This window comes from Acrocarpospora phusangensis (assembly GCF_016862995.1).
In the GTDB taxonomy this organism is placed as follows: Bacteria; Actinomycetota; Actinomycetes; order Streptosporangiales; family Streptosporangiaceae; genus Acrocarpospora; species Acrocarpospora phusangensis.
The window spans coordinates 60,998-79,037 of the sequence record NZ_BOOA01000032.1; the positions used below are offsets into that span (position 1 = coordinate 60,998).

An 18,040-nucleotide genomic window follows, 5' to 3' on the forward strand; every position below is an offset into this window, starting at 1 on the left:
GGTGGCCGGAAGCGTAGGCTGCCGTGGCACGACCCGACGCGCGCCGGAACCCGGCCTTCCGCGCGGCCGGGCGGCCGGTCGTGCACGTCGTCCGGCTGTACCACCCGGGCGGTGAGGACGCCGACCTGGTCCGTCGTACGCTGCTGGCCGAGGGGGCGCGGGTGGCCGCCCCCGGGAGCGAGGGCAGCGCCATCGCCGGGCCGCTCCTGCCGCCGGGAGCTCCGCGGCTGGACCCCGGCCTGCTGCTGTCCGGACGTCCGCAGCAGTTGGCCGAACGTGAATATGCGCTGTTCAAGCCGCGCTGGGGCGCGTTCTACCGCACCCGGCTCGACGAGCTCCTGCGGGGCTGGGACGTCGACACCCTCGTCGTGGCGGGCTGCAACTTCCCCAACTGCCCGCGGGCGACCCTGGTGGAGGCCAGCGAGCGGGACTACCGGCTGGTGCTGGCCGAGGACGCCACCTCCCGCCTGCACGACACCGGACGCGCGGAGATGGCGGGCATCGGCGTCAACCTGCTCTCCGTCAGCGCTGTCACGGGTGCGCTGGAGGGTCTTCCAGCGCTGCGGAACTGATGTACACCCAGGCTTCCAGGCCCGAGCGCAGAACCACCTGGACGCGGACGTAGTCATCCACCTCGTACTCGTCGGCGGCGGCCAGTTCGGCGGCGGAGACGCTGAACACGGTGCCCTCGACTCCGTCGCGGGGGTCGCCGGTGGGGCGGACGATCGGGTGCACGGCCATGCCGCTGACGGCGACCACGTCCGGGTCGGTGATCTCCACCATGGCCAGTTCGTGGCCGGGAAGGACGTCGGCCTGGCCGTCCAGCAGGCGGCCGAAGTTGGCCCGCTGCACGTTGGGGTCCCGCAGGGTGCCGTACGAGAAGAGCCGGAGAGGGTACGCCGCGTCGGTGTTCGCCATACTCCCATGATCCCGCACCTGGGTTGCGATGGATTCGGGCGGATTACCTGGCATATGCGATGGTTATGCGGTGTAATCCTTGGCTTGAGGTGTTGGTTGGTCAATGGGTGGGAAAGCAGGGGTAAGACCTCGAGGAGAGCCTGGTGGAGCCCACGACCATTCATGCCGGCCGGATGCGCCTGACGGGTGACGTGCGGGCCCCGGCCTCCCTGGCCGTGGCGGATCTGCGGGAGTTGCCGCAGCGGGAGACGGCGGTGAGCTTCGAATGCAGTACCTCCGGGTTGCGGAGGCATCGTTTCGCCGGGCCGCTGCTCATCGACGTCGTCCACGCGGCCCAGCCGTTGTTCGAGGCTGGCGAACGCAAGGACAGGCTCCGGTTCCTGGTCTCGGTCTTCGGCGCGGACGGTCACCATGCCGTGCTGTCCTGGGGAGAGATCGATCCGGAGTTCGGCAACACCCAGGTCCTGCTCGGGGTGTCCATGGACGGGCGGGCACTCGACGAGCAGGGTCCGCACCTGGTCGTGCCGGGCGACCGCTGCGGCGCCCGGAACATCAGCGGGATCGCCGAGATCCAGCTCGCGCGCCTCCGCGCGGCCAGGTTCCCGGGCTGACCTCAGAACGGCGCACGCCGCAGCCCGCTGCTCCATGAGTTCGCCGAGCTGGCGATGGCCCTACAGGGCGAGGTCTGAGGCGAACGGCTGCGGCAGATACCCGTGGCTCAGCAGGATCGGAACGGGCGCGGCCGTCTCCTTGGCCGCCACGGAGGCGGCGATCCGCCTCGCGAGGGGTGAGGGCGCCAGTTCGGCGACCTGGTCGGCCGTGCAGAAGCGCGTCTCGGTGATCTCGTTGTCGAGGAAGCGGATGCGGCCCAGTTCCTCGGGGCCGAGCGTGCCGCCGTCGAAGATGAAGGCGATCAGGGGACGCCGGTCCGGGGCGGCGGGCCGCTGGTCGATGCTGAGGAGCGGCCCGAGTTCGGCGTTCAATCCGAGTTCCTCGCCCACCTCGCGGCGGGCCGCCTGCAGTGCCGTCTCACCGCGATCCACTTCGATCATGCCGCCGGGGATGTCCCAGTCGTCCTTGTAGCTGGTGTGTACGAGCATCACGCGGCCGGATTCGTCGAAGAACAGCACTCCGGCGGCGGCGATGGTGGCCGGCAGTGCCGCGTACCAGGCCGGGAGGGTGTTCTCTTGATCGGTTCCCACGACAGGAAGGTACCCGAGGACCCCACCCCGGCAAAGGAAACGAATGGCGACGAAACCCCATAACCTGGGACTCTTGCGGCGGGTGCGTGACCGGTTCACGCTCCGCCGACCACCCACGGGGACAGATCGCATGCGGCACGACCACCATGACCATACGGACCGGCTCGTCGAGATCGCCTGCGACGAGTCCGGGTCGGAGGGGGAGAAGCTGATCGGCGGGAACACCGACGTGTTCGCGCACGCCAGCGTGTGCCTGCCCATGGAGTCGGCGGCGGCCTGCATCCAGGAGGCCCGCGAGAGAATCCGGTCCCCCGCCGAGGAGTACAAGGCCAACCATTTCCTCCGCGGGAAGCACCGCGCGGTCCTCACCTGGCTGCTCGCCCCCACCGGGCCGATCCACGGGAACGCCGGCGTCTTCCTGACCGACAAGACGTTCTTCGCCCTGAGCAAACTGACCGGCCTGCTCACCGACGACCCGGAGACCGCCCGCGACCTGGCCGTCACGCTCTACCACGAGGGCGAACCCGCCTTCGGCCGGGCCGGATGGGCCGGATTCCTGTGGTCGTTCAACGACCTCGTCCGAGCCAAGATCCCGGCCGGCCCCTTCTTCGACCTGGTCGAAACCCTCCGTACCGGCGCCGACGGCCCAGCCGCCGAGATCATGAAGTCGCTGCCGGCGGCCAGGCCGCGCATCACCGAATACCTCGACGGAGTTCACGAACCCCCGAGAACGCCGGTGCTGGACCCGCTGATCCCCGCCATCACCCAGGCGGTCCGCCACTGGGGCCGGGGCGGCAGGCTCGTCTCCATCGTCCACGACGAGCAGACCGCCCTGACCGAGGAGCGGATAGCCGAGCTCAGAACCCTGTTCGACCACCCGCCCCGCCCCTCGGGCACCCGCCTGATCGGCTTCCGCCTGGCCGACTCGCGTGACGACGCCCGCATCCAGGTCGCCGACTTCCTGGCGGGAATCGCCCGGAAGATCACCTCAGAGGTCCTGGCCGGCCGGGCCGACCGGGAACTGACCGAACTGATCCAGCCCTACATCGACGAATCCTCGATCTGGGGAAGCACCCGGACCCTCCCCATTCTGGGCCTGCCCGCCGGTGTCAGTCGCCGGCCGTCGGCCGGGCCGGGGTGAGGAAGGTGACGTGTTCGGCGCTTTCGATCATCTGCAGGGCGAAGTCGGCGGACGCCGCCCGTTCGCCCTGCTCCAGCGCGACGGGCGACGTGCGATCTGGCTCGGCTCTTGTCGGACCCTGCCTTTACGCTGGTGCCGACGCGAAGGGGGCGCGATGAGTTACGAGGCATTGGCGGGAATCGCCCTGGTGGCACTGGCCATGGTGCTCACTCCTGGACCCAACATGGTCTATCTGGTGTCACGGTCGATCACCCAGGGCCGCCGGGCCGGCCTCGTCTCACTCACCGGCGTGGTCGTGGGCTTCCTCGCGTACCTGACGGCCACCTGCCTGGGTCTCACCGCGGTGTTCGCCCTGGTCCCGGCCGCCTACACGGCGATCAAACTGGCCGGCGCCGGCTATCTGCTCTATCTCGCCTGGAAGACCCTGCGCCCAGGCGGCCTCTCGGTCTTCGAACCCGGCGACCTGCGCCCCGATTCGACGTCCCGGCTCTTCACCATGGGCTTGGTCACCAACCTGCTCAACCCGAAGGCGGCCGTGCTCTATCTTTCCCTGCTGCCCCAGTTCATCGAGCCGTCGGCAGGCCATGTGATGATGCAGAGCTTCATCCTGGGCACCGTGCAGATCACCGTGAGCATGGCCGTGAACCTGCTGATCGTCTTCACCGCGGGCGCGCTCGCCACCTTCCTCGGAGCCCGCCCATCCTGGCTCCGCGCGCAGCGCTACGTCACCGGCACCGTGCTCGGCGTCTTCGCGGTCAAACTGGCGACCGACCGTTCCCGCGCAGTCGTGGCCACCCCATGAGCCCGAGTTCGGGGTTCGCTTGCGCGAGATGAGACGTGCCCCGAACATCCGAAATGCCGTGCGTCTCGACCATGTGTACTGTCAGCCGTGATCGACCCGGGAGGTCTCGCGATGAAGCTGACGACGGAACAGGTGCTGTCCTGGCGAATGCGGCGGCAGTTTCTGGACCGTCCGCCCAGTGCCGAGACGACGACCATCATCAAACGACTCTGCGGCGTGCAAGCGCAGGTCGCCTCCAGCGCCCAGCACGCCGTCGCAGTCCGCCGGGGCACCCCCGACCCGACCGGCGTCGCCGACCGGCTCCACGACCGTACGATCGTGAAAACCTCCGCGATGCGCGGCACACTGCACCTCCTGACCACGGAGGACGCCCCGGCCTACCTGTCCCTCATGGCCGCTCCCCGCACCTGGGAACGAGGCTCCTGGCAACGCGTCTACGTCACCGTCGACCAACTCGCCGCGATCACCGACGCCGCCCGCGAGGTCCTCCCGGGCAACCTCCTCACCCGCGAGGAACTCACCGCCCAGATCATCGGCAAGACCGGCGACGAGCAGATCGCCGAACACCTGCGCTCCGGCTGGGGCACGGTCCTCAAGCCGTTGGCCTGGCAGGGCTACCTCGTCTACGGCCCCTCCGACGGCAACCGCGTCACCTTCACCAGCCCCGAGACCTACCTACCCGGCTGGACCGGCCTCCCGGCCCCCGAGGAAGCGGCCAGAACCGTCATCCCCACCTACCTGGGCGCCTTCGGCCCGGCCTCGATGGCGCTGTTCGACCAGTGGCTGACCCGGGGCATGTCGAAGAAGGCCCACCTGAAGTCCTGGTTCGCCGACCTGGAACAGTCCGGGACGCTCACCCACGTGGAAGTGGACGGCGAACCGGCGTACGCCCGGACGGAAGACCTGGACGACCTCGCCGCCGCCACCCCGACCACCGACGTCCGCCTGCTCCCCGCCTTCGACCAGTACGTCCTGGGCCCCGGAACCGCCAACACCCAGATCATCGCCGCCAACCGCCGCGCCGAGATCAGCAAAACCGCCGGCTGGATCTCCCCGGTGGTCCTCTCCGGCGGACGTGTCGCCGGCACCTGGACCACCGACAGCGGCACCCTCGACGTCGTCCTGTTCACGGAGGCCGGGCCGGTCTCCCGGCGGGCGATCGAGGAAGAGGCGGAACATCTGGGCGCCGTTCTCGGCACGAGCTTGCGCGTCGCCGTACAGACCGGATGACTCAGTGCCGGTGCCGGGGCGCGTAATGCCCGGACGCCGCGTGCGCGGGATGCCCCGCACCGACCTTCACCAGCCGCTCCGGCTCCGGCTCCGGCTCCGGCGCGGGTGCCTCCGAGGGCGCATCGAGGCTGGTCCGCAGCGGCGTCGGCCGCATGAACACGGCCGCCACAATGCCTACCACCGCGATGAGCGCCGAAATGAGGAAGATGTCACCGGTGGCATCCCCGTAGGCTTCGCGCACGATCGTCTGCATCGCCGCCGGCAGCGCGTTCAGGTTGAGCGTGCTGGACCCGCCCCCCGACGCGTGAACGCCGGTCGCGGCCAGGTGCTGGGTGATGAGGTCGGTGACCCGGTTCGCCAGCACCGCCCCCAGCACCGACACCCCGACGGTCCCCCCGAGCGACCGAAAGAACGCGATCGACGAACTGGCCGCCCCGATGTCGCGCAACGTCACCGTGTTCTGCACCGCCAGCACGAGATTCTGCATGGACATGCCCACCCCGGCCCCGACCAGCAGCATGAACCCGCTGACGAAGACCAGCGGCGTCTGATGGTCGATGGTCGCCAGCCCCGCGAACCCCGCGACCAGCACGATCGTCCCCGTCACGATGTACGGCTTGATGCGCCCCGTCCTGGTGATCAGCAGCCCTGACACGGTGGACGCCGCCATGACGCCGACCATCATGGGGATGGTGAGCAGGCCGGCCTCGGTCGGGGTGTAGCCGCGCCCGATCTGGAAGTACTGGCCGAGGAACACCGCCCCGCCGAACATGGCCATGCCGACGGCCAGACTGGCCACGATCGCCAGCGCCGTGGTGCGCTTCTTGACGATGGCCAGCGGCACCACCGGTTCGGCCGCCCGCGACTCCACCCACACCGCGAGCACGAGCACGACCACGGCCCCGCCGACCATGGCCGCCGTCTGCCACGACCCCCACGCGAACGACCCGCCCACGAACGACACCCAGATCAGCAGCACGCTGACTCCTGCGGCGATCAGCGCGGCGCCCAAATAATCGATCTTGACATTCTCCCGCCGTACGGTCCCGACGTGCAGGGTCTTCTGCAGCACGACCAGCGCGATGACGGCGAACGGCACCGCCACGAAGAAGCACCACCGCCAGCCCAGCCACGACGTGTCCACGATGAGCCCGCCCAGCAGCGGACCGGCGACCGTGGCCACGGCCATGACCCCGCCCAGGTAGCCGTTGTAGCGGCCCCGCTCCCGTGGCGGGATCATCGCCGCGATGACGACCTGCACCAGCGCCTGCAGGCCGCCGACCCCCAGGCCCTGGAAGGCGCGGGCCGCGATGAGCTGGCTGGTGTTCTGGGCGAAGCCGCTGACCAGCGACCCGACCAAGAAGACGACGATGGCGATCTGCACCAGCGCCTTCTTGTTGTACAGGTCGGCCAGCTTGCCCCAGATGGGCGTCGCCGCCGTCGCGGTGAGCAGGGTCGCGGTGACCACCCACGTGTACTGCCCCTGGGTGCCGTTGAGTGAGCCGATGATCCTCGGCAGGGCCGTGGACACGATGGTCGAGCTGATCAGGGCGATGAAGAGGACGAGCAGGAGGCCGCTGAGGGCTTCGAGTATCTGCCGGTGGCTCATCGGTCCGTCCGCGGACGGGGGGACTCTGGTCTTCCTGTGTGCGCTCATCCGGCGACGATCACCCTTCACGTAGTGCTGTGCGCGCACCAGTATTGGGCAATTCGTTCTCATTGGGCAAGTTTTCCCATTGGGAACATTGCGGACTTTGCCGTACGATACGGGCTGTGACCACACCGGTGGGTTTACGGGAACGCAAGAAGGAGGCGACCCGGCAGGCGCTGCACGAAGCGGCCCTCCGGCTCGCCATCGAGCGCGGGCTGGACGCGGTCACGATCGAGGTGATCGCCGACGCCGCCACCGTGTCCCGCCGGACCTTCTCCAACTACTTCTCCAGCAAGGAGGAGGCCCTGCTCTACGGCGAACGCCGACGCGTCCACCAACTCCTGGACGCGGTACGCTCCCGCCCCCGGGACGAAACCCCGTGGCTTGCCCTCACCCGCAGCGTCGAGGACCTCCCCCTACCGGCCTCCGACCGCGACCCCGCCTGGGCCGCCCCGGCCCGGCTCATCCGCAGCCACCCCTCCCTGCTGGCCCAACAGGTAGCCACCTACGCGGCGATGGAACGCGACCTGGAAAGCGAAATCGCCACCCGCCTCCCGGACTCCGCCACGTCCCCCATGCGAGCCCGCCTCCTGGCGGCCGCCTTCCTGGGCGCCATCCGCGTAGCCACCCACACCTGGTTCGACCAGCCCCCCGGAACCTCCCTGACAGCCCTAATCCACGAGGCCCTAGCCGAAACCGGCGCCCGCTTCGCCTGACCCCCGTTTCGGCTCAGTCTGACGGTGTTCGTCCGCGAAGCATGGGCCGAGACAGGCGCCCGCTTCGCCTGGCCTTCGCTTGGCTCAGTCTGACGGCGCTCGTCCGCGAAGCATGGGCCGAGAGGGGTGACCGCTTCGCCTGGCCTTCGCTTGGCTCAGTCTGACGGCGCTCATACGCGAAGCTTTGACCGAGACCGGAGAAGGGCTGACCTCCGTTCGGCTGGTGTCACGGTGCTCGTCCCCGAAGCGCCTGCTGAGGCGGGCGAACGTTTCGCCTGGCCTTCGCTCAGCTCAGCCGGATGTGTTTGATCCCCGTCCAGGCCCGGCGCGCGTACCCGCGCAGCGCGCTGTCGGTGTTCGGGGTGAGCGTCAGCCCCGCCGAAGCGGCGACATGCTCGGCGACCTGCGGAATCGTGAGACGGTCCGTCCACACGTGCTCGGCGAACTCGTCTCCGCGCAGCCGCTCCAGGCAGTGGTCAAGCTTGGCGACGGCGAAACTCTCGAAGCGCAGCGAACCCGCCTTCCCCGCCACGAACTGCATGGCCCGGCCGAACCCGCGCTCCCGCAACCGCCGCAGCACCGTCTCCCGCTCCGCCATCAACGCGAAGTGCCGCACATCATGCCCACCATCCCGAAGCCGCCCCACGATCTCCCGAAAGTAACCCGGCTCCACCACCGTCATCGGCGCGATAACCGGCCCCTCATGCCGGGCGAGCACCAACTCCAGCACCTCACGCACACCCTGCCGCCACGCCCGAAGATCCTGAAAGTCCCCCCGCAACGGTCGCGGCATCATCCGCTGCAGCCCGAAACCCGCATGCTCCGGATCACAGATGACACTCCCAGCCAACCTCCGCTGCAACTCATGCGCAGTCTGCGTCTTCCCCCCACCAAACGGCCCATTGATCCACAAAAGCACGCCCAAACCCTACGAGAACCCGGGCTCTCGTGCTCCGCTCAAGACAAGGACCTTCATTCCTGACGGCGACACGCCCCCGGTCCCACAGCATCTCCGAACCCTGCCAACTCGGCCGAGCCCTTGGCGCCGGTGCGGCGAGGGCTGTCATCTGCGTTAGCGGCGCCGGATAACGGCGCGAACCTGGCGTCTGGTCCATGTTGGTAGGTCCCTGGAACCTGTGCTGGGCTGGCCGAGCCCTTGGCGCCGGTGCGATGAGGGCTGTCATCTGTGTTAGCGGCGGCGGATGACGGCGCGAGCCCGGCGTCTGGTCCATGTTGGTAGGTCCCTGGAACTTTTGCCGGGCTGGCCGAGCCGCTCTTGGCGCCGGTGCGATGAGGGGTGTCATCTGCGTTAGCGGCGGCGGATAACGGCGCGGGCCCGGCGTCTGGTCCATGTTGGTAGGTCCCTGGAACTTTTGCCGGGCTGGCCGAGCCGCTCTTGGCCCGGTGCGGCGAGGGGCGTCACCTGCGTGAACGGCGCCGGATAACGGCGCGAACCTGGCAGGTCCACGCTGACAGCGCTTAAACCGATGGTGGCCAAGGGCCTTCTGCTGGGATGGCCTCGTTTTCGCCGGGCCAGGGTGGCATTGTGACGCCGACGGCTTCCAGTGGCGTACGGCCGGTGTTGCGGAACTGGAAGGACGTGCCGGTTGGGATGGTGAGGGCGAGGCCGGGGCGCAGGTCGGTTTCGCGTTCGGAGCCGTCGGGCTCGCGGCGCCACATTACGCCGAGGCCACTGAGGACGTACCAGATCTCTTCGACGGTGCGGTGGCGTACCGGGCGGGACACCTGTCCGGGGCCGAGTTCGAAGTGGGCCATGCTGCCGCCGCCGGTTTCGCAGAGCAGGCGGACGTGGGATCCGTCGGGGGCGACGGCGTCCGTTCTGACCGGGAGCAGTTTGTCGTCCATGGGCCGGGGCATCCACTCTCCTCCGTACCGATCAAAGGAACAGCATGGATGTTTTCCGGCCATATCGGTAGAGCGTTAGTGGTTCGATCGTTCGACGATGTTCTCGATCGCGGCGATCACGAGGTCGGCGTCCTTGACGGGGAGCTGCACGTGGTTGCTGGGCGCGGTCGCGAAGACGGTCACGCGCTCATTGCCCGCCGTCGCCTCGGCGGTGCTGGCGCGCATCATGGTCAGTTCCTGCTCGGTGGCACCGGAGTGCGTACCGCTGGCCACGACGAAGGCGGCCGGAACCCGCAGGGCGGCGTAGTCGAGCTCACCGTTGAAGGCGTCCATCTCGATGACGACCTCGGCGCTCTGGGCGGGCGTCATCCTGGCGGAGAGCCCGAAGACGGACATTAAGCGCATGAGCCACCCCAGCCGGCGGAACTGATTGCGCACACCCTCCTTGCCCGCGTCGTCGAACATGGAGACCGGGTAGGCGCCGTCGACGAGGACGAGCCCGCGGACCCGCTCCGGCTGCTCGCCGGCGTAACGCACCGCGAGCGTCGCCCCGTGCGACCAGCCGACCAGAACCGGCCGATCGAGACCGGCCGCGTCGATCACCCGCCCGACGTCATCGGCGGCGCTCTGGACGGAGTAGTCCGCGGAGGTGCCCGACTTGCCGCGCGCCCGCGCGTCGAACGTGACCGTGCGGTACCTCCCGCCCAGCCGCTGGAGGAGACGCTTCCAGTGCCGCTGGGTGGCGAAGCCGCCGTTCAGGAAGAGCAGCGCGGGCTCGGGCCCGGGAGTGTCGACGCCATGGAGGGTGGTGTCGCCTGCGGGGACGGTGAATTCTCGGGACATGGGAGGACCCTTTCGTCATGGACTGATCAGTGGCGAAAACCGCGGGCATCGCGTTCCGCGTGCCATTCGGCCAGCAGCACGGGCATCCGCGCGGCGAGGAACTCGTAGAACGCGGCTCCCTCTTCGAGCATCGACCGCCGCTCGGAGGAGCCGTCTTTCAGCAGTTCGAGCGCGGTACGCGCGAGCGCGGCCTGTTCCAGGTAGGTCGCACCCGCGAACCCTGTAGGGTCAAGCGCCCGCCGGTCAAGCGAGACGTAATCCACCCGCTGCCCCGCCGACCGCGACCGGCGCACCACGTTGTGCCCGGCCAGGAGCGCGACCGCCCCCGTGATCGCGCTGCGGCTCGCGAGCAGCGCCTCGCTCAGTTCCGCGATCGTCTGCGCCGGGGGCTGGCAGATCAGCAGGTACCCAAGCAGCCGACCGGCCACGGGCGGAAAACCGTACTCCCGTGCGTAGAAGTCGGCGACACGATCCGCGAACTCGAGCTCTTCAGATGACTGCATACCCCAATATAACCACAAAAACTGAGATGACACAAATAAGTGTCATCTCAACCAAGACCGCCAATCTGGCGTAGCTGCGAACGCGCCCGCAGTTCGGAGTCGAGGTCGGGTCAGGTGATGAGGAGCCGTGGCCACCGCCACCGCGCTGATGGTGCGCAACAGCGGAGTCGAGGCCGGGTCAGGTGATGAGGGCCCTTGCGGTGAGCGCCCAGCTCTCCTCGCGAACGCCTACTGATCCGCTGAGCTCAACCGCCGCAGCACCTCCGGTCGCGCCCCCGCGAAACCCACCGGCTCCAGCAGGAGGAACGACGACCCCACCTGACCGATGTGGATGCACTCACGCTCTTCCATCAGATCGATCGGCCGCTTCTCCAGATCCGCCGCACTCCGCCCCAGCCGCCCGGCGATGTCGGCGACGCCAAGCGGCTCCCCCACCGGCTGAATCGCCGTCAGGAAGATGCTCTGCGAAAGCTCCGGCACGTCTCGCAGCAGCTCACGGTAGTGGCGCAGGACCTCGGACCCCATGCCCGGCAGTATGCCGCCCCACACCGACATTCGATCTTGCGTGCGTCCCTGCCGCAGAACAGCCGTACTCGCGATCAGCAGGGATCCGTGTAGTAGCCGTGGCCACGCGAACAGCGGGGATCCCAGTGAGCGCCGTAGTGCAACAGCGACGTGGCCAGATCGGGATGCGCGGAGGCCCAGACATCGTCGAAGAAGAACCACTGCTGGTAGCCGAAGAAGGAGTCGATATGGATCGACATCTGGGCCACGTGTTCACCCTGCCGGATGAGGGTGCGCTCCGGATCACGGCCATGGGCGGGCTCGAACGCCTCCACCCGGCGAAGGGCGGTCTCGTGCGCCTGCGCATGAGCGCCGAAGGTCTCGGACGCCTCCTCCCCGAAGATCGGCCACCGGTTGCAGCGCTCCAGCGCGGGCCTGAGCTCACCCTCTCCGGGAGCCACCAGCGCGCGCAGGACGAGCAGTTCGCCAGGCCACTCGCTGAGCGAATCGCCGGACGCCCGCAGCGCCGCCGCGAGCCGCGGCAGCCGGACACCCGGAAACGAGTACGGCGGGCACCAGCCGATGCTGTCGCCGCTCGCGTAGAAGGTCAGCACGACCGCATAGGTGACTCCCTCGCCGCCCGGCGGCGCGGAGGTGAGCGCGGCGGGCGGCTGCGGAGGGACGAACACACCACCGGCGGGGGAGCCGTCGAAGGGTAACTCCCAGCCCTCGTGCAGGAGGTAGGCCCAGCGGTCGGGCTCGGCGGCCACGAGAGCGTCGTCCACGAAGAAGTAGGCCAGGTCCACCTCGTCGTCATCGGTGAGCACGCGCACGCTGTGCTCGTCGACCCGCAGTTCCTGCTCGACGTACAGATGCTTCTCCAGCAGTTCGCGCAGTTCCGGCATGCTCTCGGGAGCGGGCAGCCCGCTCTCGAAGATCGTGTGCAGACCGTAGACGTTCGTCCCGAATTCGCGCTCGACCCACGCGTAGGCGTCATCCGCTCCCGCGTCGTCCCACACCCTGCGGAACCAGTCGAGCACCGTGGCATCGGGAAAATGCCGCACCAGTTTGCTGAGCGGCCCCTCGTAGAAGCTGCGGTAGATGAAGAAGACCATGGCGGCCACCATTGCAGACGCCGCCGACAAAACATTCGGGTCACGACGGGGGCCTGGTCCCCTCCGTGGGGAGAGGGCCAGGCTGGAACGCCGGGGTTCAGCGGAACTGCACGAAAACGGGGTTGGAGTAGAACCAGAGGTCGCCCCAGGGGCTCTCCTGGCCGTCGGCGAGGGGCTCGGCCTCGTCGGTGCTGGTGCCGCGGACGCGGGCGTACATGTCGGTTTCGACGTTGCGCAGGGTGTGGCGGATGACGTATTCCTGGCCCTGCTTGCGCCAGTCGCGGGGGCCGAAGCGGGCCTCGACCTTGGTGGTGGGGTTGGTGTCGGCGTCGAGGTCGGCGTTCGGGCCGGTGATCTGGCCGACGATCAGGTCGACGCGGCGGACCTGCGGGCGGTCGCCGTTGGCGTTGGCGCCCTGCGGCGGGCGGAACCTGATCTCGATCTCGACGTCGCCGCGGTTGCGGCGGCTGAGGGTGATGGTCTCGCCCATGGCGGCCTCGCGGCCCTGGCTGCTCGCGGTCAGGTCCAGGCTGGTGATCAGGTCGCCGGTGGTGACCCAGATGCGGCCGTTGCGCAGGCCGTCCATGATGTCGGCGTAGTCCTGGCGGGCGTGCACGTAGGTCTTGCTGTACTCGCCCGGCCAGAAGTCGGAGCCGCCGCGCGTCCAGTGCACGTGCGAGTCGGAGGTGGCGGTGATCCACCAGCGCCGGCCCTCGCCCAGCAGCGAGTCCCAGAGGCCGCCCACGCGCGCGGTCATCTGGTCGAAGCCGCCGTACGTCGGGTGGTTGCCGTACCCGCCGCGGGCGCCGCCGGCGAGCGGGCCGGCCTGGTGACCGGGTGCGCCCTCGAAACCGACGTAGATCTCCGGGGCGACGTTGTGGCCGTTGCGGAACTCACGGGGGGTGTCCTGGCCGTACACGCCGAGGCCGGTGGCCGAACGGGAGGTGTGGTGGGCGATGACGAGAGGCTTGTGCGGCATGGACTTGGCCGCCGACAGGAACTCGATCATCTTGGCCTCGGTGTTGCGGCCGGGATCGGCGGGGAAGGGGTCGTTCTTGGCGAACCGGCTCTCCAGCTCGAACAACTGCTGCGCCTCACCGCTGTGGTGCGGGATCATCAGCGTGTGGTGGTCCAGGGCGGGAGCGTCGAACTCCATGCCCCAGAACTGGAGCACCTCGGGCACCAGGACGCGGGAGCGCAGCAGGTCGGGGTAGGCCTGCTCCAGGTTGACCTTCGAGTGCGTCGGGCCGCCGTGGTCGGTGCACATCGCCCAGGTGAGGCCGAAGTGCTTGGCCATGATCGCGTTGGTGACGATCGGGTAGACCGCGTCGGCGCCCTTGTGGAACGTCGGCGGGTTGGCCGAGGTGTCGAACTCGCCGCTGTACTCCGAGTGCACGTGGTGGTCGCCGGCGCGCCAGATCCGGTTGCGGGAGTCGCCGGGCTTGACCTTGTCGTCGTGGTCGTTGTCGTGGGCCGCCGCGGGGCCGACGGCCACGAGCGGGCTGGCCGCTACCAGCGTCGCGCCGACGCCGGCATATCTGACGAGCTGACGACGCGAGATCGCCGCGCCCTCGGCCTCTTCGTTGTGCTTCTTCTTCATGGTGACGCCTTTCGCGCGCTGTCCATGGGGGGTGCCAACCGGCGAGTCTCGGAGGGCACGCTGAACGCGACATGAACGAGGATCGGGACGACTGAGAACCACGTCGGAACTTCTACTTTCCGTAGAGCTTCGCGGGGGTGGGCCCGTCAGCTGCGCGAACGCGGATCGCGTACCCTCTTGGTCGGCGGAGGCGGAACCGGAGAGGGTGCACGATGCGGCTCGGCAACCTGGAGCGCTCGATCATGGAGGCGCTGTGGCGGCATCCCGGCGGGCTGTTCGCCCAGCAGCTCGCCGACTCCCTCCCGTCCAAGCCCGCGCTGACCACCGTCCTGACCGTGCTGGTACGGCTCACGCACAAGGACCTCGTCTCCCGCCGCCGGGAGGGACGCGCCCACCTCTACCGGGCCACCACCGACAGGGACGCCTTCGTGGCCGAGACCATGCGCGCCGCGCTGGACCAGGCCGGCGACGTGGAGGCGGCGGTCATGCGGTTCGTCGGCACGGTCCCGCCCGAGGTGACCGCCGCGCTCCGGGCGGCCCTGCGGGCGCACGAACAGGACCGGGACAAGCGGTGACACCGTGGCTGATCGCCGCCGGCGCCGCCCCGCTGCCGATCCTGTTCGGCGGGAGGCTCGCCGCCGTACTGGCGGGGGCGCGGTGGACACGTGAGCATCCGCGCGCCGCGCTGGCGTTGTGGCAGGCCGCCGCCCTCGCGGGCGGGCTGGGCGTGGTCGGGGCCGGTCTGGTGGCGGCCGTGGCGCCGCTGGCCGCCGCCTTCCCGCACAGCCTGCACACGCTCGCGCGGCATCTCCTCACCGGCCGCGGCCTCGCCGGCATGAGCGCCGCGCACATCGCGGTCTTCGTCTGCTCCGTGGCCCTGGTGCCGTGGCTGGTGGCGAACACGGTGACGGCTCGCCTGAAGGCCGCCGCCGAGCAGCGCCGCCAGCGGCTGCTCCTCGACGTGCTCGCCGACCACTCCGAGGAGCACGACGCGTACGTCCTGCCGGTCACGCGGCCCGTCGCGTACTGCGTGCCGGGGACGGCGGCGCGGGTCGTGCTCAGCCGTGGCACGCTGGACCTGCTCGATCACGGGCAGCTCCAGGCGGTCCTGGCGCACGAGCGCGCCCACCTGCGTGGACGTCACGACCTGCTGCTTCTGCCGTTCATCGCGCTGGCCAGGGCCTTTCCCTGGCTGCCCGCGGCGCGGCGGGCGCGGGAGGCGGTTCCCGTCCTGCTGGAACTGCTCGCCGACGATCAGGCCAGGCGCGCGCACGGCAGCCTGGAGCTGGCCCACGCCATCGTGCGTTTGAGCGCGGTTCGCGAGCCCGTGCCCGGGGTGATGGAGCTGGCCGGTCGTGCGGCGGCCGAACGGGTGGAACGCCTGCTGAGCGGCGTCCGGCCGAGGTCGCGCTGGGTCTCCCCGGCCGTCTACCTGGTCGGATGCGCGCTGCTCAGCGGGCCGGTGGCGATCCTGGTGGCGCCGCTGCTGTGCCCGTAGGCGTCAGGAGCCGAGGTAGCGCAGGACGGCCAGGACGCGGCGGCTGTAACCCGTCGTCTGGGACAGCGCGAGTTTGTCGAACAGGGCGTTGACGTGTTTCTCGACGGCGCTCTGCGAGACGTACAGGGCTTGCGCGATCGAGGCGTTCGTCAGGCCTTGTGCCATCAGTTCCAGTACCTCGCGTTCGCGGGCGGTAAGCTTGGCGAGGGGGTCGGCGTGGCTGGTACGGGCGAGCAGTTGCCGTACCACCTCGGGGTCGAAGGCCACGCCGCCGGAGCCCACCCGTTCCAGCGCGTCCAGGAAGTCGCCCACCTGCGCCACGCGGTCCTTGAGCAGGTAGCCGATGCCCTCCACGTTCGTGCTCATCAGCTCGGTCGCGTACGTCTTCGCCACATACTGCGACAGGATCAGCACCTTGACATGCGGGCGGTGCCGCCGGAGCTCCAGGGCCACGCGCAGGCCCTCGTCGGTGTGGGTGGGCGGCATGCGCACGTCCACCACCACCACGTCGGGCTCGTGCTCCGCCACCGCGGCGACCAGCGCGTCGGCGTCGCCCACCGCCGCGGGCACCTCGTGGCCCTCCTCGACCAGCAGCCGGACCAGGCCCTCGCGCAGCAGGGTGGAGTCCTCGGCCAGGATCACCCGCATGGCAGCTCCGCGACGATCGTGGTCGGCCCGCCGGGCGGGCTCGTCACCGTGAAACGGCCGTCCAGCGCGGCCACCCGCCGGGCCAGCCCCGACAGCCCGCCGCCGGTCGCGCTAGCCCCGCCCACCCCGTCGTCCCGTACTCGCACGACAACCATGGTGTCCTGTTCGCGGACCTCTACCGTCACCGAGGCGGCCTGGGCGTGCTTGGCCGCGTTGGTCACCGCTTCGCTCACCACGAAGTACGCCGCGGTCTCCACCGTGTCCGGAGGGCGTACGGACAGGTCGTAGGTGACCTTGACCGGGACGCCGGAACGTTCGGCGACGCCCGCCAGCGCCTCGCCCAGACCGAGGGAGTCCAGGCCCGACGGGTACACCCGCCAGGCGACCTCCCGCAGTTCGGCCAGTGCCAGCTGCGCCTGCTCGTGCGCCTGCGCGAGCAGCTCGGGGCGTCCCCGGCGGGCGCGGCCGACCAGCATGGACAGCGCGACCAGGCGCTGCTGCAGCCCGTCGTGCAGGTCCCGCTCGATCCTGCGGCGTTCGGAGTCGACCGCCGCCAGCACGCCCGCGCGGCTCTCGGCCAGCTCGGTGATACGCCGCCGAAGCGCCTCCGTGGGGTCCGGGGCCAGCATCCGTACGGCCAGGCGCCGCTCCAGCGCGTCCACCCCCATCAGTCCCGTCAGATCCAGAAACAGCAGAACCAGACCCGCCAGGCCGATGTACGCGATCAGGGGCGCGCTCGGCTCCATGCCGTCGAAGGGGAGCCCTCTGCTCCACGACCAGGTGAGGCCCACGGCGGTGGAGACGCCGGCCCAGAGCAGGGTGAGCACCAGGCCGCCGAGCACGCCGAGCGGCACCCGCGCCGCCAGATAGCGCAACTCCTGCCCGTCGGAGCGGTCCGCGTCGAGCCGGAGCATGGCGGGGTCCAGCCGCAGACGGCGCGCCTCCAGTACGGCTACGCGCCGGACCGCCGCCTGCACGGCCCGGCGACCGGCGAACGGGAGCGCCAGCGGGATGAGGACGGAACCGAGCAGGGCGGTGACCGTGCCCAGGGACACCGAACCCAGCAGGCGAAGCCCCTCAGCGGCGAGCCGCATGCCGCCCCTTGCGCCGTTCGCCCAGCCGTACGCCCACGAACACCAGTACGGCCAGCGCCACCAGGGCGATCACCACTTTGCTGCCGACGCCGACGTAGGTCTCCACCAGCGACCAGTTCTCGCCCAGCACGAACCCCGCCATCACGAAGATGGTGTTCCAGATGGCGCTGCCGGCGGTGGTCAGCAGGGTGAAGATGCCCAGCGGCATCCGCTGCACTCCGGCGGGGACGGAGATCAGGCTGCGGAAGATGGGGATCATCCGGCCGAAGAACACCGTCTTGCGGCCGTGCCTGTGAAACCACTCCTCTGTCTTGGTCACGTCGGAGACTTTGATCAGCGGGATCCTGGCGGCCAGGGCCAGCATGCGCTCGCGGCCGAGCAGGGCGCCGACCCAGTACAACGCCAGCGCGCCCGCGACGGAACCGGCGGTCGTCCACACCAGGACGGACAACAGGTCCATCTCGCCCCGGGAGGCGGTGAAACCGGACAGCGGCAAGATCACTTCACTGGGGAGGGGCGGGAAGAGGTTCTCTAACGCGATCGCCAGCCCCGCGCCTGGCTCCCCGAGGTTCTCCATCAGTGCGATCAGCCAATCTGTCATGCCCCAGAGGCTACGAACGATCCGGACACGGCGTGAATGAGGCGTACGGCCGGTCTGGGGGTGAGGAAAACCGCAGGTATGCGTCCAGCCTGGTCACGGGGGCACGTG

21 protein-coding genes are annotated in these 18,040 nt (G+C 69.6%); 8 read left to right on the forward strand and 13 right to left on the reverse strand.

Annotated features, from left to right (window positions below):
- The first annotated feature begins 23 nt into the window (after positions 1-23).
- The gene (locus Aph01nite_RS20175) at positions 24-572 is read left to right on the forward strand and encodes a cysteine hydrolase family protein (RefSeq protein ID WP_204042481.1); all 549 of its coding nucleotides are present in this window, start codon (positions 24-26) and stop codon (positions 570-572) included.
- On the opposite strand, the gene Aph01nite_RS20180 is transcribed toward Aph01nite_RS20175, so the two are convergent.
- Positions 532-918 (reverse strand): gamma-glutamylcyclotransferase family protein, encoded by a 387-nt coding sequence (locus Aph01nite_RS20180; protein WP_204042482.1) that lies wholly within the window; start codon positions 916-918, stop codon positions 532-534. The genes Aph01nite_RS20175 and Aph01nite_RS20180 overlap by 41 nt on opposite strands.
- 143 nt (positions 919-1,061) lie before the next feature.
- On the opposite strand from Aph01nite_RS20180, the gene Aph01nite_RS20185 reads away from it, so the two are divergent.
- Positions 1,062-1,529, forward strand: a complete 468-nt coding sequence (locus Aph01nite_RS20185) for a molybdopterin-dependent oxidoreductase (RefSeq protein WP_239161829.1) — start codon at positions 1,062-1,064, stop codon at positions 1,527-1,529.
- Between the two features lie 60 nt (positions 1,530-1,589).
- Here Aph01nite_RS20185 and Aph01nite_RS20190 read toward each other — a convergent pair whose 3' ends face one another.
- Entirely contained in the window at positions 1,590-2,120 is a 531-nt protein-coding gene (locus Aph01nite_RS20190; RefSeq protein ID WP_239161830.1) for an NUDIX domain-containing protein, read from the reverse strand.
- 130 nt (positions 2,121-2,250) lie between these two features.
- On the opposite strand from Aph01nite_RS20190, the gene Aph01nite_RS20195 reads away from it, so the two are divergent.
- From Aph01nite_RS20195 to Aph01nite_RS20205, 3 genes are all read left to right on the forward strand, one after another.
- Positions 2,251-3,261: a DUF3800 domain-containing protein gene (locus Aph01nite_RS20195; RefSeq protein ID WP_204042484.1), complete on the forward strand. Its 1,011-nt coding sequence runs from the start codon at positions 2,251-2,253 to the stop codon at positions 3,259-3,261.
- A gap of 154 nt (positions 3,262-3,415) precedes the next feature.
- A complete protein-coding gene (locus tag Aph01nite_RS20200) occupies positions 3,416-4,063 on the forward strand; it encodes a LysE family translocator (protein ID WP_204042485.1) in 648 nt (215 codons plus the stop codon).
- 111 nt (positions 4,064-4,174) lie between these two features.
- Positions 4,175-5,293 carry a winged helix DNA-binding domain-containing protein gene (locus Aph01nite_RS20205; RefSeq protein WP_204042486.1) on the forward strand — a complete coding sequence of 373 codons (1,119 nt, stop codon included), beginning with the start codon at positions 4,175-4,177 and terminating at the stop codon, positions 5,291-5,293.
- Position 5,294: 1 nt separating this feature from the next.
- Here Aph01nite_RS20205 and Aph01nite_RS20210 read toward each other — a convergent pair whose 3' ends face one another.
- The gene (locus Aph01nite_RS20210) at positions 5,295-6,950 is read right to left on the reverse strand and encodes an MDR family MFS transporter (protein ID WP_507762533.1); all 1,656 of its coding nucleotides are present in this window, start codon (positions 6,948-6,950) and stop codon (positions 5,295-5,297) included.
- A gap of 116 nt (positions 6,951-7,066) precedes the next feature.
- On the opposite strand from Aph01nite_RS20210, the gene Aph01nite_RS20215 reads away from it, so the two are divergent.
- Positions 7,067-7,660 carry a TetR/AcrR family transcriptional regulator gene (locus tag Aph01nite_RS20215; RefSeq protein WP_204042487.1) on the forward strand — a complete coding sequence of 198 codons (594 nt, stop codon included), beginning with the start codon at positions 7,067-7,069 and terminating at the stop codon, positions 7,658-7,660.
- 286 nt (positions 7,661-7,946) lie between these two features.
- Here the strand turns inward: Aph01nite_RS20215 and Aph01nite_RS20220 are convergent, their stop codons facing one another.
- From Aph01nite_RS20220 to Aph01nite_RS20250, 7 genes are all read right to left on the reverse strand, one after another.
- Positions 7,947-8,579 (reverse strand): AAA family ATPase, encoded by a 633-nt coding sequence (locus tag Aph01nite_RS20220; protein WP_204042488.1) that lies wholly within the window; start codon positions 8,577-8,579, stop codon positions 7,947-7,949.
- Positions 8,580-9,139: 560 nt separating this feature from the next.
- A complete protein-coding gene (locus tag Aph01nite_RS20225) occupies positions 9,140-9,538 on the reverse strand; it encodes a cupin domain-containing protein (RefSeq protein WP_204042489.1) in 399 nt (132 codons plus the stop codon).
- A 63-nt stretch (positions 9,539-9,601) separates the two neighbouring features.
- Entirely contained in the window at positions 9,602-10,369 is a 768-nt protein-coding gene (locus Aph01nite_RS20230) for an alpha/beta fold hydrolase (protein ID WP_204042490.1), read from the reverse strand.
- Between the two features lie 26 nt (positions 10,370-10,395).
- Positions 10,396-10,872 carry a GbsR/MarR family transcriptional regulator gene (locus Aph01nite_RS20235; protein WP_204042491.1) on the reverse strand — a complete coding sequence of 159 codons (477 nt, stop codon included), beginning with the start codon at positions 10,870-10,872 and terminating at the stop codon, positions 10,396-10,398.
- Positions 10,873-11,100: 228 nt separating this feature from the next.
- Positions 11,101-11,397: a hypothetical protein gene (locus tag Aph01nite_RS20240; RefSeq protein WP_204042492.1), complete on the reverse strand. Its 297-nt coding sequence runs from the start codon at positions 11,395-11,397 to the stop codon at positions 11,101-11,103.
- A gap of 74 nt (positions 11,398-11,471) precedes the next feature.
- Positions 11,472-12,491 carry a hypothetical protein gene (locus Aph01nite_RS20245; RefSeq protein WP_204042493.1) on the reverse strand — a complete coding sequence of 340 codons (1,020 nt, stop codon included), beginning with the start codon at positions 12,489-12,491 and terminating at the stop codon, positions 11,472-11,474.
- Positions 12,492-12,588: 97 nt separating this feature from the next.
- A complete protein-coding gene (locus Aph01nite_RS20250; protein ID WP_204042494.1) occupies positions 12,589-14,091 on the reverse strand; it encodes a CehA/McbA family metallohydrolase domain-containing protein in 1,503 nt (500 codons plus the stop codon).
- Positions 14,092-14,303: 212 nt separating this feature from the next.
- Between Aph01nite_RS20250 and Aph01nite_RS20255 the strand changes: the two genes are divergently transcribed.
- Both Aph01nite_RS20255 and Aph01nite_RS20260 read left to right on the forward strand, forming a co-directional pair.
- Positions 14,304-14,666, forward strand: a complete 363-nt coding sequence (locus Aph01nite_RS20255; RefSeq protein WP_204042495.1) for a BlaI/MecI/CopY family transcriptional regulator — start codon at positions 14,304-14,306, stop codon at positions 14,664-14,666.
- Positions 14,663-15,589 carry a M56 family metallopeptidase gene (locus tag Aph01nite_RS20260; RefSeq protein ID WP_204042496.1) on the forward strand — a complete coding sequence of 309 codons (927 nt, stop codon included), beginning with the start codon at positions 14,663-14,665 and terminating at the stop codon, positions 15,587-15,589. The genes Aph01nite_RS20255 and Aph01nite_RS20260 overlap by 4 nt, the downstream gene beginning before the upstream one ends.
- A gap of 3 nt (positions 15,590-15,592) precedes the next feature.
- Here the strand turns inward: Aph01nite_RS20260 and Aph01nite_RS20265 are convergent, their stop codons facing one another.
- The 3 genes from Aph01nite_RS20265 to Aph01nite_RS20275 are packed head-to-tail and all read right to left on the reverse strand — an operon-like array spanning position 15,593 to position 17,932.
- The gene (locus Aph01nite_RS20265; protein ID WP_204042497.1) at positions 15,593-16,237 is read right to left on the reverse strand and encodes a response regulator transcription factor; all 645 of its coding nucleotides are present in this window, start codon (positions 16,235-16,237) and stop codon (positions 15,593-15,595) included.
- Complete coding sequence (locus Aph01nite_RS20270; protein ID WP_204042498.1) at positions 16,228-17,331, reverse strand: sensor histidine kinase; 1,104 nt, start codon at positions 17,329-17,331, stop codon at positions 16,228-16,230. Before Aph01nite_RS20270 ends, Aph01nite_RS20265 begins: the two co-directional genes overlap by 10 nt.
- Positions 17,315-17,932 carry a DedA family protein gene (locus Aph01nite_RS20275; protein WP_204042499.1) on the reverse strand — a complete coding sequence of 206 codons (618 nt, stop codon included), beginning with the start codon at positions 17,930-17,932 and terminating at the stop codon, positions 17,315-17,317. Before Aph01nite_RS20275 ends, Aph01nite_RS20270 begins: the two co-directional genes overlap by 17 nt.
- Positions 17,933-18,040 lie beyond the last annotated feature (108 nt).

Bases quoted from the DNA above. Each gene is read 5' to 3' on its own strand.
- Aph01nite_RS20180 (WP_204042482.1), bottom strand. From the start codon at position 918: ATGGCGAACACCGACGCGGCGTACCCTCTCCGGCTCTTCTCGTACGGC.
- Aph01nite_RS20195 (WP_204042484.1), top strand. From the start codon at position 2,251: ATGCGGCACGACCACCATGACCATACGGACCGGCTCGTCGAGATCGCC.
- Aph01nite_RS20200 (WP_204042485.1), top strand. From the start codon at position 3,416: ATGAGTTACGAGGCATTGGCGGGAATCGCCCTGGTGGCACTGGCCATG.
- Aph01nite_RS20205 (WP_204042486.1), top strand. From the start codon at position 4,175: ATGAAGCTGACGACGGAACAGGTGCTGTCCTGGCGAATGCGGCGGCAG.
- Aph01nite_RS20210 (WP_507762533.1), bottom strand. From the start codon at position 6,950: ATGAGCGCACACAGGAAGACCAGAGTCCCCCCGTCCGCGGACGGACCG.
- Aph01nite_RS20225 (WP_204042489.1), bottom strand. From the start codon at position 9,538: ATGCCCCGGCCCATGGACGACAAACTGCTCCCGGTCAGAACGGACGCC.
- Aph01nite_RS20230 (WP_204042490.1), bottom strand. From the start codon at position 10,369: ATGTCCCGAGAATTCACCGTCCCCGCAGGCGACACCACCCTCCATGGC.
- Aph01nite_RS20235 (WP_204042491.1), bottom strand. From the start codon at position 10,872: ATGCAGTCATCTGAAGAGCTCGAGTTCGCGGATCGTGTCGCCGACTTC.
- Aph01nite_RS20240 (WP_204042492.1), bottom strand. From the start codon at position 11,397: ATGGGGTCCGAGGTCCTGCGCCACTACCGTGAGCTGCTGCGAGACGTG.
- Aph01nite_RS20245 (WP_204042493.1), bottom strand. From the start codon at position 12,491: ATGGTCTTCTTCATCTACCGCAGCTTCTACGAGGGGCCGCTCAGCAAA.
- Aph01nite_RS20250 (WP_204042494.1), bottom strand. From the start codon at position 14,091: ATGAAGAAGAAGCACAACGAAGAGGCCGAGGGCGCGGCGATCTCGCGT.
- Aph01nite_RS20255 (WP_204042495.1), top strand. From the start codon at position 14,304: ATGCGGCTCGGCAACCTGGAGCGCTCGATCATGGAGGCGCTGTGGCGG.
- Aph01nite_RS20265 (WP_204042497.1), bottom strand. From the start codon at position 16,237: ATGCGGGTGATCCTGGCCGAGGACTCCACCCTGCTGCGCGAGGGCCTG.
- Aph01nite_RS20270 (WP_204042498.1), bottom strand. From the start codon at position 17,331: ATGCGGCTCGCCGCTGAGGGGCTTCGCCTGCTGGGTTCGGTGTCCCTG.
- Aph01nite_RS20275 (WP_204042499.1), bottom strand. From the start codon at position 17,932: ATGACAGATTGGCTGATCGCACTGATGGAGAACCTCGGGGAGCCAGGC.